Consider the following 15625-nt stretch of genomic DNA (forward strand, 5'->3'; position numbering starts at 1 on the left):
GAACAATGCTCTTGACTGAAATTGACGCAGGGCTCATCGCGTTAGAATTTCTCATGGCTGAGTGGAATATCTCTGATGAGGACAGACAGTGGTTTGTCATTGTTAATTCTCGTCTTATCGGTCAGTCTTGGTATGTTGTGGAACTATCTGTAGCAGGGCTACCCGATCGCTGGTACATTCAAGTCTACGATACTGGAGTATGCGATCCAAACTATACCTTTATCTCTCCTATTCGTGGTTTGGAAGGGTATGATGACCTGAAAGATTTGCCCTATCTCGTCGCTGAGGTGTTGGTGTCGGAACGCAATATTCGGTGACGGCGACAAAATAATTCGTAATTCGTAATAAAAAGAATTCAAGTATGAATTACGATTGCTAAGGGAGCGCCCTCTTTTAGCAAATTGTCCTCAGAATAGAATTCTAAAACTACACAAACAAAGCCTCCCTACGTGGACTTGAGAGCGAGTCTGCGTAGGTGAGCTTAGTCTGTAAAGCCGCGATTTCAATCGCTGATTTTCTTTAAAATTCTTTCAATAATCTATTGAAAGATTATGTATTTTGTTAATTTTTAAACTATAGTTAAACTTGGTATTTTTCACTCTTATTAAAAATAAAAAATAAATTCTTAAATTTGTAATGATTTCAATACTTTTTCATGGAAATATAACAAACTTATGTTATATTAAGTAAAGTGATAATCCCTACAAATATCACCTTCTGTAATGATTAGTGAAGACATTCTAACCCAAGAATTTCTCCGGGTCGTCAATCACTATTACCCAAAAGTAGGGGAATTATTAGACGGTTGCTATGTGAAAGTTATCTCTACTTACTGGGGACGACCTCCCAAGCGCTTGCTATATTTGGGAATTTATTGCTCTGACAACATAATGCACCACGTGCAATCTCATAAGGAAATACTCCGAGAAATTGCAGAAAACATGGGGCTTGTTCAGGTAGTTTTCCTAAACGCAACGCGGCTGCTACGCGATCCAATGTCCAAGCTGAAAGACGCACATCCTCGCTTGTGGTTGGATTTGCACTGGGTTTCTACCTAGGAAGACAGTTAGGACGCTTGCAATGAAAACTGGACTTTTTTGTAACTACGAAAACCATCACCAAAACTCCCATCTTGCTATTAAAGAGCAAGTTACGCTGATACAATACGCTGAAAGTTTGGGTTTTCAAGAAGCCTGGATTTCAGAGCATCATTTCAGTGAATTCAATCTCAGCTCGTCAATTATGGTGTTGATAGCACACTTAGCAGGTGTGACTTCAACAATCAAGCTGGGTACGGCTGCGGTTTTATTACCGTTTCATAACCCAATCCGAGTGGCGGAAGACATTGCTACATTGGACAATCTGTGTAATGGAAGGCTCTTATTTGGAGTCGCCAAAGGGGGACCATTTCCAGATCAAAACAAGCATTTCGCCATACCTATGAGTGAATCTCGCCCCAAAATGCTTGAGGCGATGGCTTTGATTCATCAGCTTTTGTATGAAACGGATGTATCGTTCAAGGGACGGTACTATCAGTGCGATCGCATTACAGTTTACCCAAAACCATTGCAAAAAGAAGTTCCAGTTTATATCGCAAGCGGTGATGAAGATGCTATTGCTTTCGCAGCACAACATTCCTTTGCTTTGATGGGAGGACCCCCGTTTTCCCTTGAAAGATTGAAGAAAACAGTTAGCCAATATCGTACCTTAAATTTCGGTGGTACTGAGAACTTGATGCTAGCACGCTTTTTCTATGTCGCTAAGACTTATGATGAAGCCGTCAGTGAGGCTTTACCTTTCATTCGCAAATTCAGTATGAAAATGAAAGCCAACACTGCTCGAGTGATACAGAACAGCCCAAATCAAAACCTGAAGCCTTTCGATCGCACAAACATCTGCTTTGATGAGGACTACTTAATTGAAAACTCTATTATTGGAGACGTTAAGACTTGTCGCGATAAAATCAAAAGATTTCAGGATGAACTGAATTTAGGGACTTTAGCACTGAAACCTTCATCTTTTAATTTGCAAAAAAATCTAGAGAGTTTAACGCGCTACAACCAAGAAGTGCGGAACTACGTCTAGAGCTTAAACTTAAGGCACTTAAATAAACCTTAGCTATTAGCTAGAAGGGGTAAGTTATGATGAAGAGACCCTTCCTCCCCCCGGAAGATATGCCACCCACTGAAGCAACGCAAATAGATAGAATCCTGCGTTGGCAATTAGAACGCTCCACGGGTAGATGCTTCTTTGAAGCATGCGATCGCATCACGCGAGCATTACTCTATAGTTGTCAGTGGTATATTACCACAAACGATGGTATTTTGACCTTAGTTATCGATTGTCCTGATATAGTTACCTATTGGCATATAGTCAGCAATATTCCACAGATAGGAAATCGGCTAGAGAGGTTTGCTAGCAATGCAAAAATTACTGTCCATCCTCCCTTTGGCAAAGGCGCACCGATTGAAGTGAGTGTGAATGAGATATCAGCTTATAGAGATTGGCTTTAATCAGTAACCAACTACCAGTAACCAGTAACCAGTAATAATAGGTTACTGGTTTTGTTGTACTGACGTGAGATATATAGACAACATTACAAAAACTCAGCCGCTCATAGTCGATGGAATGCTATGATTAGGTGTTTGTCGTAGATACCATTAAAACTATAACTTCGGGTTGATTGAGGGTAGAATATGACCCAAGCTTTATCAAAAACAGTAACATTTGATGAATTTATCGAATGGTATCCAGAAAATTCAGACCACAAATACGAATTACATGATGGTGTAATTGTTGAAATGCCTAAACCGACAGGACCGCATTCGGAAGTTGCAGGGTTGCTCAACGGCGAGTTATTTATAGAAATTCGCCGCTCTTCACTACCTTACTTCATTCCCAAAGAATGTGTTATTAAACCAAGAGATAATAGTGGTTATGAACCCGATATTATTGTTTTAGATAAACAACAAGTTTCCAATCATGAATCTCGTTGGAAAAAAGAGTCTATCATTACACGAGGCGATTCGGTTCGACTAGTAGTTGAAGTGGTTTCAACTAACTGGGAAGATGATTACGCTTTGAAATTAGAGGAATATGAATTGTTTGGCATTTGCGAATACTGGATTGTGGATTACCTTGCTCTTGGTGGTAGGCGATTTATTGGCAATCCCAAGCAAAAAACTATTTCAGTTTACTCATTGGTTGAGGGTATTTATCAACTTAACCAGTTTAGAGGTGACGACCGCATCGTGTCTCCAACATTTCCTGGGCTGACTTTAACTGCAAGACAAGTTTTTGATGCAGGTAGTAGTATACCGTAAGTTTGGTCAGATTCCTGACTTATTGTTTCCAGGCTTTTGAAAATGAGAGATTTAAACTCAGTTATTCCACCAATAGAATCCTTAAGGAAGTCAGGAATCTAACTTTTCACAAATGATTTAAGGCTGCTTATTTGCAAGTTTACTTAATAACCAGCTATACCAATTATCCAATCCCGTACCAGTCAATGCGGAAACTTGAAAAATACGAATGTGAGGATTGACTTGTTGGGCGTACTCTATACACCGATGAACGTCAAACTGTACGTAAGGCAGTAAATCAATTTTAGTCAGAATCATAACCTCACTTGCACGAAAGATGTGAGGATATTTTATTGGTTTATCTTCTCCTTCTGTGACTGAGAGAATCACAGCTTTAGCATTTTCACCCAAATCAAATAAGGCGGGACAAACTAAATTACCTACATTCTCAATCATTACAACCGAATTTAACGGAGGATTGAGTTGTTGCAGTCCCCTTTCTACCATTGCTGCTTCTAGGTGACAGCCCGTTCCCGTATTAATTTGTACAACTTTACAACCCGTTGCTTGAATTTTCTTGGCGTCGTTAGCAGTTTCTTGATCGCCTTCAATAACGCTAACGGTTAACTGGTGCTTCAAATCATTGATAGTTCTGGTTAATAAAGTTGTTTTTCCCGAACCTGGAGAACTCATAAGATTTAAAGCCAGAATATTTCGACCTTTAAACCAACCTCGATTTTGTGCTGCTATCAGGTTATTTTTTGCTAAGATATTTTGCTCTAATGATATAGTGGTGCCGTGAGTGTTGGCATGAATGTGAGAAGCTTCTTTTAAACTATCGCGATCGTGAGAATGGGAGATAACTGTTCCATCCGGTAAAGTGTGAGTGTGAAAATGCGGATGAGTATTCCCATTACCAGTTATTGGCTGTACTTCTTCCGTTTCAGGATTAATCATTGTGACTTCAGCATCATCAGAACAACCGCAAGTGACACACATAAATAATTTAAAATAAAAAGTTCAAAATTAAATTTCTATCTCTTTGATTTTTAATTCTGTACCTGCTATTACATCTAAATGTGTGCTGCCACACTGACAATTTCCAAAAGGCTTTGCTAGAGGAATTTCTGAGCCGCATTGGCAACAACGTGCCAATCCCGCAGGTTCTACAATTTCTAACTTTGCACCTTCTAAAATAGTTCCTTGAGTACAAACATCAAAACAAAACCTCACAGCATCGGGCATAATGGCAGAAAGTTTGCCAATTTCTAGTAAAACTCGCTGCACTTTTTTCCCTTGAGCGTGTTCGGATACAATGGCGACAATGTTTTGAGTAATTCCTAACTCATGCATATAATTATTAACAATAAATTTAACCCCTGTCTTGCGGGTTTCGATTGTATAGCCACGAATTCTATTCGTTTAGGTTGGTAAAAAAGTTTTGGGCGAATGGAATTCACCACTACACAAACGAAGTCCCTCTGGGTATCTCCTTACGGAGACGCTTCGCGATGCGAAGCTATGCCCGCAAGGGCTATACGCTAGTTCCCTACGGCGGGAAACCCGCCTGCAGGACTAGACTCACCGCCTGCGCGGACTAACAAAGAATTCTTTATCAAAGATTATCAAGTTATTTCTAATGAGAAAGTTTGATGAACTACAAATATTAAAGTTTATAGAATTCCCAATACAGGAGGCGGAGCCTCCTTGAAGTTATTTCCAGGCTAAGCCTGGAAACGAGGATTTGCAACGGTAATAGGCATTGGGCATCGAGCATGGGGGATCGGTTCCCAGTACTTCTTCCTTGTCGTCCTTGTCCCCCTTGTCTCGTCCTCAATTCCGCCGCGTGTTTCCCGTGCTTGGAGTCTTTTGCTCTGAAGTTTCAACCTTGGGTTTTTGATATTTCCCTGGATACTTCTTCTGAAAATATTCTTCCATAACTTGCAAAACTATCGGAGCAGAAACACTACCACCACCTCCGCCAGAGTGTTCGGCAAATGCTAACACTACAATTTCTGGCTTATCAGCTGGAGCATATCCTCCAAACCAAGCGTGGTTGGCTTTCTCACGACCCTTCCATGCTTCCGCAGTACCGCTTTTACCAGCAGCGGGAGGAATTGTTTCGACTCTAAGAGCAGCACCAGTGCCTTCAGATACCACCTTCCGCAATCCATCACGGAGAACTTTGATTGTTGATGGTTTCATATTTAAAGAGGTGCGCCAGTTAGATGCTACCTCGTTATCTTTCAGCAAATGAGGCTTAACCCGGTATCCACCATTGGCTGGAACAGCAAACATCGCTGCAACTTGTAGTGGTGTCGTTTGTAAAGCACCTTGACCGATAGACATATTGATGCTGTCGCCTACCGTCCAAGGCATTTTCCAAACTCTTCGCTTCCATGCTTCGTCTGGAACGTTCCCTTTGGCTTCTTCGGATTCAAACTCAATACCTGTTTTCTCGCCAAATCCGTATTTGCGAGTCCATTCAATGAGAGTTCGACCGCCAACACCCCGACCAATTTGGTAGAAGAAAGTGTCGCTACTCCATGCTAAAGCACCTGCAAATCCCAGAGGACCGAATCCCTTGTGGTTCCACTCGCCGAAAGTCACCCCACCAACACTGAGAGAACCAAAAGTTTGTAGCACTGTGTTGGGAGAATATTTTCCTGACTCCAGCCCAGCTGTTGCAGTGACAACTTTAAAAGTACTCGCGGGTGGGTAAACGCTGCTGACTGCACGATTGAGCAAAGGAAAACCTTTACCTTGTACGCTTTCCCAATCTTTTTTAGAGAGTCTTTGCTTGGAGAAAATATTTGGATCGAAGCCGGGGTGAGATACCATTGCTAAAACACCCCCAGTATTTGGGTCAAGCGCCACAATAGCACCATTACGACCCTTTAACGCTTTTTCTGCTGCTAATTGTGCGTTAAGATCTAAAGTCAAATGAAGGTCATTGCCCGATTTGGCTTGTTTTTCTCCCAAGACACGTATCGATCGCCCTCTACTATCTACTTCTACTTGCTGACCGCCCCATTCACCTCGTAATGTTTTTTCATAAGCCTTTTCCACTCCCATTTGACCGATAACATCGCCGAGTCGGTAACCGTCTTTTTTCTTTTCTTCCAACTGTTCGGCTGTGAGTTCTCGTGTATAACCCAATACGTGAGCTAAGGCTTGACCGTAGGGATAATAACGGACTGCTTCCGTATGAACTTCCACACCCGGTAGTTCGTTTTCATACTCTTTTAAAGCAGTAATTTCTGCTTCGCTGAGGTCGCGAGCAATCCGCACCAGAGAAGAATTGGCACCCGCTTCTTCTAATTTATCGACAATTTCTTCTTCGGTCATATCGAGAATTTTTGACAAGCGCGGACTCACAACCGACCATGCTGGTTTTGTATGTGCCATTGGCCACAAGTATACAGAACGCGGATAGCGAGTTGTGGCTATAACTTTACCATTGCGATCGAAGATGTTCCCCCGTTCTGGTTGTTTGGGAATTATCCGCACCCGGTTTGACTCTGCTCTTTGCCGAAGTTTTGGACCTTCAAGAACTTGTAAGTATGCCAAGCGAGCGCCGATACCCGTAACTAATAATAAAGGTAGTAATATAAAAGATAAGGGCTGGTACGATCGCCCAACAGTACGTATATCTCTTTCTTTTGTTGGCTGAGAGGATTGCAACAAAGTCATAATAGTTAAAACATAACAATTGCAAGACTGGCGTTATCTGTATACAATGACGCTCATCCCAGATCCGAAAAAATTAACACTAAAGGACGATCGCTCAGCCCTGACTGGTCTTTTATTCCCAAATGCATTTGTAGAAAGCTTTTGTGCGAGGCTCAGCCTGGGAACGAGGGCGATCGCCGACGATCGCCCTTCAGGTGAAAAGCTGAACCACGGCTGGCTTAGTCACTTTCCCCATAGCATTGCGAGGTAATTCTTCAACTGACAGAATTCGAGTTGGTACTTTATAAACTGCCAATCTTTCTTTTGCCCAACTTCTAAAAGCTTCCAATGTTAACCGATCTGAGTGTTGCAAAACTAACGCTGCACAAACCCGTTCGCCCCATTCTGGATCTTTAACCCCAACAACTGCACACTCTTGAATATCTGGATGGGTTCGCAACACTTCCTCTATTTCCAGTGCAGAAACTTTATACCCTCCTGTTTTGATAATATCCACGCTCATCCGTCCTAAAATGCGGTAGTTACCGTTCTCAACTACGGCAAGATCTCCAGTTAAAAACCAGCCATCTTGGAAGGCTTTTGCTGTTGCTTCGGGGTTTTGCCAGTACTCCAAAAACACTCCAGGTCCTTTGACTTGGATCTCTCCTGGTGTCCCTGGTGGAACTAACACTCCACTTTCATCGACTAATCTGACTTCCACTTGCGGCAAAGGTGTTCCTACATATCCCGCATACCGTTGACCCTGTAAAGGGTTTGATAGCGCCATACCAATTTCAGTCATGCCATAACGCTCAAGCAGAAAGTGGTTGCCGATCGTTTTCCATTTTTCTAAAACTTGAACTGGTAACGCTGCTGAACCGGAAACCATCAAGCGCATTTTAGCACAGCCTTCTGACATCTTTTTTTGGCGCTCGCTAGAAGCTGCTTCCCAAGCAGCAATTAACTTGACATAAATGGTAGGAACTGCCATAAACAGGGTTAAGTCGCCCTGAGAAATTCGGTTCCACACGATGTCGGCATCAAATTTGCCCAGTATATGGCACTCCGCCCCAGCCCATAAAGCACAGGTTAGTACGTTAATAATCCCGTGAATGTGATGTAATGGGAGTACGTGCAAAATGCCATCGCTAGATGTCCATCCCCAAGCAACAATCAAGCTAGTCACTTGTGCTTGAATATTGTCATGAGTTGTCACCACACCTTTCGGTTTACCTGTTGTACCGCTCGTATAGAGAATTAATGCACGTCTGGAGATTTCTACTTGTGGGAGGCTACAGACATCAGACGATCGGATGTCTGACGTCAGAATAAATCGCAAATTTTGTGCTTCCGCAATGGGGCGCAATATACTCTCAAAATTTGAGTGAGCAACAATCATTGATGCTCCCGAATGTGTAATGACATACTCTAATTCCGGTCGCGGGTGGGAATTACACAGTGGTACAGCTATACCCCCCGCCCGCCAAATACCCCATTGAGTAGCTGCATACTGAAATCCAGGCGGAATTAGGAAGGCTACTCGCTGCTCCTGTAAATCTTCTGCATCTTGTAGCAGACTTGTTGCAATTTGACTGGAGGTGTGGAGCAAATCCCGGTACGTAAATGCTCCTTCAGTTGTCACGATCGCTATTTTCTCGTTATGTTCTTCAGCACGGGCTATCAATGGGAGATTCATGTTGTTTACCGATTGAGATGATTGACTGGAGGTTTAGGGGGACACCAAAAGAGATTCTTGCTAGACACCCCAAGGGATTCAAGAATTCCTCGCATCACAGAAGTGCAATACATCCAGTGACCTAAATCGTCATACATCCGATCGGGGTTAAACTCCAGGTTGTAATGTATCACATTGGGGAGGTCTGAAAACTCATGACTGGATTGAGGAGAAAGGAGCAACAGATGAAAAGACTTTCCCTGACATTGTTTTTCCAGCTTGTTTATGAGATCCATCACACCACCCCGATCGGCAAGACCCGTGCGAACGAAAAGCGCCTTATCGCAGTTTTGGAGCGTGTACCAAAATCTTTCGGAACGTGCTGTATACCGCTCGCGCATCCGTTCAAAGACAGGAGACAAATCTTGAAGGGGGTTGTCCGTGTCCTCAACTTCATGAGCAAAGGACAAACCCGTCCATTTACTGTGGTAGATTCTGTGTGCCTCTGGATTGTAATGTAGGAAGCGAGGGTTCCATATATCATAAAAACCGTTTTCGATGATATCCGCAATATCTGCAATATTGGTAGTGCGCGTGAGATCGAAGGGAAAAGCGGGACCATCGTACTCCATCTTGTATAACATCATCCGCACGGCACAGCGATCGCCCAACGGGATAATTGCGACACGGCTGATATCTGATAATTTGCATTTGTATTGGAAGGCTACAGCAGACTTGGGTGGTATTTTTACCCGGCTTTCCAACCCATAAGGACCTATCATCATGGTACGGAAGGGGATCTCGGGATGAAACGGATCTTCATAAACACCTCCTGATATGGCTTTCAATACGCTACGCACCTCTTGCCACATAGGATGGATGTTGTACTCGTGGTCTGATTCGTTAATCACCCAGAGACGTTGCTCGTTCTCTTGCACAATTCCCAATTGCTCGTTATGGAACAAAACTTGTGAGTTCGGCGTTGAAAAAAGATTGAAAGCAGCACTGTATTCCAGGTTAGCACCAGGGGGAATATTCACTGTAGTTTCAATCGTGCCATCCTCTTGCACGGCAAAGAAAGGGAGTATTCCTTGATAAACAAATTTCGTAATGTAGACACCAGGTATCAATCCTGCCTTACTTTGCAGTGTAGTTTGGAATTCCTGCCAATAGGGAGCGATGGTATAGCTGTAAGGTGATGAGTTGACAATCTGCAAACGCTTCTCTTCAATAGAGGCAAAAACTTGGAAGCCCCCATCGTCGAGGTAGATAGAGGCTTTGTTTGACTGCTGGAAACTTTTTTTTTCTTTTATCAACTCCTCTCGATCGATTTCAAATAAGCGCAAGTCAATCGCCTGATACATGAGACGGTGAGCGATCGTATTGGGATGAGATGGATCGAAAGACGTCCCCTCCTTCCATTTTCCTTGTCCGTCATCCAGGATTGCCAACCAATCCAGTACCGGAACGCCCCAATTGAGCATGCGGTTTTGCGTCCCCTTAAGTAGCGAGTGATGTTCTGGAGAATAGTTGTCATGGGGATAAACCCCTCCCAGAATTGGACGTGCGCCTATTTCCCGTGTCATTTTCACAAGCTGCTGCAAGCCACTTTCAAAGCGCCTTTGAACTGCGCGTCGTTCCTGGGGGGGACAATAAGCTAACCCTTCATTACCCAAAGATAGGGCAATAATAACCACATCTGGTTTTTCTGGCGTAACAACTGACGCAAAACGCTCGATTGTTCGGCTGACATTTGCCCCTACCTCCGATACATTCACAAGTTGGTGTCCGTATGTTTGTTGCAAAGCCTGTCCCAACAGCCAAGCCCAACCTTTCAACAACCAAGCTTTATGACCTCGTGCAACGGAACTCCCTATCACAACGATTTTTAGTCCTTCAGAGACTTCCTGTAAAGACATTTCAACAGTAGGTTCTTTAACATACCCAAAGGGGTAAGGCTGCAAATAACCAAATGCACCATCATCCACAACGATGCTGCTGTATCGATCGCCTCTATCAACAGGTACCCAACGGTTCCGTCCAAAAGCTTCCCATCTTGCGTTGCCTTGAGAATCAATATGTACATATTTATACTCAATTTTCTGGGAATTGCTTAACGCTCTTTCTGCAGTGCTTGGGGGATCGCCTGAGTTCAAAATAGACCCAAAATTGATTTCCGTATCTGTCCACCATAATGGATAGTGATCGGCAGTTGTCCGCAGGCGAACGCATTTTGTAACATCCCACAATCCCAATTCAGGAGTAGAACCAACCAGACCGATAGATTCGCCCGCTTGCGTGTGTGCAATAATCTGGAATTGATACATAAATTTTTGGCTAATTTAGAAATATACGATGCCTGACACCGAAGCGCTCAATCCTCATAGAGCTTAGGGGTAAGGGAAAAGAAATTTACTTTCACCTTGAAGTCATCCACAAGATTTAGGATAAAGGCTGATATTTAAGAACTGGTAATGGTGCCAACAATATACTGTCCTTAAATTGCGTTTTATATATTAAGAATTGTAAAATATCCTTACCCCTCGTTCCCAGGCTCAGCCTGGGAATGCCTTAGTAGAGGCTCCGCCTCCCCCAACATCTCTACCTCCAACAATCCCACCTGACCAATGTAATTCCGATAGCTAGAATATCGCCAATGAGCAGGTTCATCCACATAACCACGCTTAACAGGATTGTTATGAATATAACCCAACTTTTGTCTGAACATTTCCTCGTCTAAAATAGCTTGAGGATGAAAGCCTTCCTGCCAAAGTTGATATTCTTGGTCGTGCTTATATTTAAGTTTGTAGAATTCAAGCTGATTAAGGATATAATTATTATTATCTTTCTTAAGTAAATCAATAATAGAACGAGCCGTAAATGATTTAAAATTGCATATTTCTTTTGATAAACTTGCAGCAGATGCAATTAAATGAAGATGATTCTCCATAATGACGTAGGCATGAAGAGTTAATCGTTGACGCTGATGGAGAAATTTAAGAGAGTCTAAAATAATTTGTGCAATTTCTACTTGGCTGAATAAGGGTATCCAGTTAACTATGGTGCAGGTGAGAAAATGGGGTTGAGTTCCCAGTACTTGATAGCGGCTGCGTCCCATTATTTTACTTTATGTATGTAGTGAGGTGGTGAGGCGGAGCCTCTAGGAAGGCATTCCCAGGCTCAGCCACCGGATCGAGGAATGTAAGGAACAATTATCAACTAAATGACTTATGCGATCGCGTATGGTAGTGTTTGCGATTTTTGTATTTGTTGAATAACAACAATCGCTGTTCCTATTACCACAATCAATAAAAGCATTCCTCCTGCTCCATGCACAAGCCCTACTGCATACGAGGTTTTTGCTATAGCAGCACACTTGGTAGCACAAACCTGTTGAAAGTGACTTATCAATAAAGTATTTCCTAATTCCAGTATTTTATCAGTGATGATAGGAGCTACTGTAAAAAAGAACTGTCCCATAAGATAAAAAACCTGCTATTTTTTCTTTTATTACTTTAGCTTTTTGTATCATTAGGAATAGACAATACATACAATCTTTAAATTCAAATATCTTACCTAAGTAAATTTTGAAAATCACTTATAGCTTATTAGATATAAATCGGCTTTTACTGAATGAGTTTAATGTCGCTTTAATAAGGTTTGCGATCGCAATCTGAGATTAAGAAATTACGTAGATGATACAGCGCTTGTTCTGAGTTTTATGTTGAAAGCTTTTTGATTCTTTAAGTGTGTTTGCTTTCGTAAAATTTAGTTATGAGGAGCGGAGGCGGAGCCTCCCTTGAGGCATTCCCAGGCTGAGCCTGGGAACGAGGTAGCGATCGCTGTCAACGGCGAATCAGAGCAAGCTGTGGTAGCGGAAGGGTGACAGTAAAGGTAGTTCCTACACCAAGTTCGCTCTCGACAGCAATTGTCCCTCCGTATAAATCAACACACTTTTTTACGATCGCCAGCCCCAATCCAGTACCGGGAATATTTTTAACATTTGCAGCACGATGGAATAAGCTAAAAAGCGTTTCTTTGTCTTCTAAAGGAATGCCTATGCCACGATCTTGTATTTTGAAGATAGCTTCGTTGTCTGCACACTGTAATATAAAGTGAATTGTGCTGTCTGTTGGTGAATACTTGATGGCATTGGAAAGCAAGTTGCTCAAGATGTGGCGGATTAAAATTTCATCAACGCAAGCCTCACAGCAATTTCCATAAGTTACAAAAGAGATCGCATGCTTGCTATTCATACTTAAAAGAATTTCTTCTGCTAAATCCCTACACAATTCTGTTAAATCCAGAATTTCGGGACTTGCTTTAAATCTTCCCAAATCTGCACGACCAATGACCAACACATCATCTAACAATTGAGTCATTGTTTTAACTGTTTGTTTAATTTGCTGAAAAAATTGCTTTTTTCTATCTTTAGAGAGTTGCTCGCCATAAATTTCAATCATTTGTGCTGATGATAAAATAACTTGTAGGGGAGAGCGAAACTCGTGGGATACCATTGAAACAAAGCGAGATTTTAGTTCATTAAGTTCTCTTTCTTTTTGTAAAGAAGAACGAATTTCTGTCTCCAAACATCTTCTTTGTTCAACCTCCATAAGGAGTTTTTTGTTAGCAGCAGACAATTGCTTTGAGAGAAGACGCGATCGCAACAAAACTTCAATTCTAGAAAGCAATTCTAATTTTTGTATTGGTGTAACAATTAACTCATCAACACTTTGCCAGAGGTAACGAGTCCTCATACCCACACTTTGCCGTGAAGTCACTAAGAGAAATGGCAGTAAGACTGGCGATTCCGCATTTTTTCTCTCTTGTATTTGCCGATCGATACTTTCAAGTGTTACTCCACATAAGATACACAAATCAAAAGACTGCTCCCATAGAGCAGATGTTTTCCCTTGGCTTGTGTCAACATCAGGTACTATGACTTCATACCTTGTTTTCAGCGAATGAGCCAATAAACGGCGATTTTCCTTGTTTTCGAGCAAGAGCAAAATCCGTCTCACAGTTCTTCTCCTAGAAAACTGCGGATTATTTCTATCAATCCTTGAAACATACTAACTTGTATTACCCCAATGCCTGTACTAAGATAATGCGATCGCGATGAATCAACTTTCTGTGCTTGTCATTCTAGCAGCAGTGTCAACAATAGAAACTCTAGTTTATGGATGAAATTTTGATTTTTACTTTATTGCGAATCATTACCTATCCATTCTGGTGTCCTGCTAAAAATTCGTCGCACACTATGAAGGGGTTTGCTAACTTGGACTCCATAACGAGTGATTTCAATTTCCCGCAAAGTTTTTTCAAAATCTGATAACCGTTTCTTAAGCACCCCAATTGCCTTTCGCATTTGACCTTGAACTTCTATGTAACGCAAGAACACGATGTTATCAGTTAAGTGGCTAATACCCCATTCAGAGGTATGAAATTCTCCTGTTATATGCTCCGTTTCATTAATTAGCAGCACTGTGACACCCATGTTCTGCAAATACTTACATAGAGCATGAAGATGCCTGACTAAATTTTCCCCTTGTAAAGAGAGCCTGTAGCCTGCAATACTATCAAGCATAACTATTTTGGCCTGTTTCACTTCTACCTCATGCCGCACCAAACGCGCAAATTCATCGGGTGCTAATCGCAACAGTTGTACTTCTACAATTGACAATGTCTCTTTCTGTTGCATGTCATATAAGGGGATGTTTACAGACTCAGAACGATGTAGCAAAGAATTTTCTGCTTCCTCAAAAGTATAAATAACCGCTCGTTCGCCCCTTAGAGCAGCTTCTTTCATAAACTGCAAACCTAAAGTGGTTTTTCCAACACCCGTTGCTCCCGTTATGAGCGTGACCGTACCTCTTTCCAACCCTCCATGCAGCATTTCATCAAGTTCTGAAATACCAGAAGAAATCGTTTGAGCAACAAACTCCTGCTTGTAAACTTCCGGTTGTAAACGCGGAAAAACTTCCATACCGGTCTTCGTCAACCGCATGGAGTGAAAACTGTGCTGAAAGTCCGAACCTCGAAACTTAGCCACACAAAGACTTCTGTCTAACTGAGAGTGGTTGAGGTGGATAACGCCATCACTGATAAATTGCAAGTCATCATCAGGAGTGCGCTCAGTTCCTTCTGAGGAGAACATCACAGTTGCACCTTGTGATAAAAGAAAGCGGATAAACGATAACACTTGCTTGCGAAATAGAAAAGCATCGCTAGATAGGTAGCGGAACTGAGTGATAGCATCAAGAAAAACTCGTTGAGGTTTTTTAGTTTCTACTGCTTCAACGATTCTTTTTGTGGTGGGTTCTCGTTCAACTTCAGCAGGAGAAAATATATCGTAGGTTTGTACTTGGGTAAAAAATTCAGTATTTGGGCTAAGGTCGAGAAAGGTAATCGGTTCAGCATCTATATTTAACGATTTGGCATTGTCACGAATTTGCTCGGCTGATTCCCCCAACGTAATGTACAAACAGCTTTCCCCTTGTGCAACTCCAACCGCTAGAAAATGCAATCCCAGGGTAGTTTTGCCTGTACCAGGCCCACCCCGTATGAGATAAGCTCGGTTTGCAAGTAGACCGCCATACAAAACTTCGTCCAGACCTGAAACTCCAGTAGACAGGCGTTGCTTAACCATTTGGTGGGTTATGAGGATTAAAAATTAAAATATTATTAATATTTTGAATTAATTAATAGAAATTAGTGAATTTATTAAGTTTCTTTACAGTAATGTATAGTCTTGTTAAGTAAGACAAAACTCTGCTGTTGAAGCTATCTCAGGAAATTTATCAAAATACTTGCCAGGAGGAGCATTTAACAAAGAAAGGCAGAGGCCTCTCCTTTTTCCACCTCTTAATGACTCCTTTTATGTATATAATTATACTTTTGTAAATGAGAATCTCTTACTTACGTATTCTTCATGAAATCTTATAAAACACTAAAACTGAGATCGCATAATATCTTA

General features: G+C 41.9%; 14 protein-coding genes. 5 read left to right on the forward strand and 9 right to left on the reverse strand.

The features are described 5' to 3' along the window. Positions 1-5: 5 nt before the first annotated feature. The 5 genes from AB0756_RS25525 to AB0756_RS25545 all read left to right on the forward strand — a co-directional run bounded on the left by AB0756_RS25525 (position 6) and on the right by AB0756_RS25545 (position 3323). Positions 6-317 (forward strand): hypothetical protein, encoded by a 312-nt coding sequence (locus tag AB0756_RS25525; RefSeq protein WP_038082194.1) that lies wholly within the window; start codon positions 6-8, stop codon positions 315-317. Between the two features lie 405 nt (positions 318-722). Next, complete coding sequence (locus tag AB0756_RS25530; protein ID WP_038082196.1) at positions 723-1058, forward strand: hypothetical protein; 336 nt, start codon at positions 723-725, stop codon at positions 1056-1058. A 22-nt stretch (positions 1059-1080) separates the two neighbouring features. Then, entirely contained in the window at positions 1081-2085 is a 1005-nt protein-coding gene (locus tag AB0756_RS25535; RefSeq protein WP_038082197.1) for an LLM class flavin-dependent oxidoreductase, read from the forward strand. Positions 2086-2141: 56 nt separating this feature from the next. Then, entirely contained in the window at positions 2142-2513 is a 372-nt protein-coding gene (locus tag AB0756_RS25540; RefSeq protein WP_038082198.1) for a hypothetical protein, read from the forward strand. A 183-nt stretch (positions 2514-2696) separates the two neighbouring features. Next, complete coding sequence (locus AB0756_RS25545; protein ID WP_038082199.1) at positions 2697-3323, forward strand: Uma2 family endonuclease; 627 nt, start codon at positions 2697-2699, stop codon at positions 3321-3323. Positions 3324-3440: 117 nt separating this feature from the next. On the opposite strand, the gene hypB is transcribed toward AB0756_RS25545, so the two are convergent. The 9 genes from hypB to AB0756_RS25590 all read right to left on the reverse strand — a co-directional run bounded on the left by hypB (position 3441) and on the right by AB0756_RS25590 (position 15298). Beyond that, positions 3441-4301 carry a hydrogenase nickel incorporation protein HypB gene (gene hypB, locus AB0756_RS25550; protein WP_038082201.1) on the reverse strand — a complete coding sequence of 287 codons (861 nt, stop codon included), beginning with the start codon at positions 4299-4301 and terminating at the stop codon, positions 3441-3443. A gap of 27 nt (positions 4302-4328) precedes the next feature. Continuing rightward, positions 4329-4655, reverse strand: coding sequence for a hydrogenase maturation nickel metallochaperone HypA (gene hypA / locus AB0756_RS25555; protein WP_038082202.1), 327 nt, complete (start codon positions 4653-4655; stop codon positions 4329-4331). A 480-nt stretch (positions 4656-5135) separates the two neighbouring features. Beyond that, on the reverse strand, positions 5136-6995 hold the full coding sequence (gene mrdA / locus AB0756_RS25560; protein ID WP_038082203.1) for a penicillin-binding protein 2: 1860 nt from the start codon (positions 6993-6995) through the stop codon (positions 5136-5138). Between the two features lie 190 nt (positions 6996-7185). Then, positions 7186-8670: an acyl-CoA synthetase gene (locus AB0756_RS25565; protein WP_038082204.1), complete on the reverse strand. Its 1485-nt coding sequence runs from the start codon at positions 8668-8670 to the stop codon at positions 7186-7188. Positions 8671-8675: 5 nt separating this feature from the next. Further along, positions 8676-10976, reverse strand: a complete 2301-nt coding sequence (locus AB0756_RS25570; RefSeq protein ID WP_050046659.1) for a DUF1796 family putative cysteine peptidase — start codon at positions 10974-10976, stop codon at positions 8676-8678. A 209-nt stretch (positions 10977-11185) separates the two neighbouring features. After that, a complete protein-coding gene (locus AB0756_RS25575) occupies positions 11186-11767 on the reverse strand; it encodes an REP-associated tyrosine transposase (protein ID WP_050046658.1) in 582 nt (193 codons plus the stop codon). A 110-nt stretch (positions 11768-11877) separates the two neighbouring features. Beyond that, on the reverse strand, positions 11878-12129 hold the full coding sequence (locus AB0756_RS25580; RefSeq protein ID WP_038082207.1) for a hypothetical protein: 252 nt from the start codon (positions 12127-12129) through the stop codon (positions 11878-11880). Positions 12130-12494: 365 nt separating this feature from the next. Continuing rightward, positions 12495-13670, reverse strand: coding sequence for an ATP-binding response regulator (locus AB0756_RS25585; protein ID WP_038082208.1), 1176 nt, complete (start codon positions 13668-13670; stop codon positions 12495-12497). 182 nt (positions 13671-13852) lie between these two features. After that, the gene (locus AB0756_RS25590) at positions 13853-15298 is read right to left on the reverse strand and encodes an ATPase domain-containing protein (RefSeq protein WP_038082210.1); all 1446 of its coding nucleotides are present in this window, start codon (positions 15296-15298) and stop codon (positions 13853-13855) included. Between the last annotated feature and the right edge of the window lie 327 nt (positions 15299-15625).

Source organism: Tolypothrix campylonemoides VB511288_2, assembly GCF_045999855.1.
GTDB classification, from domain to species: domain Bacteria; phylum Cyanobacteriota; class Cyanobacteriia; order Cyanobacteriales; family Nostocaceae; genus Scytonema; species Scytonema bouteillei_A.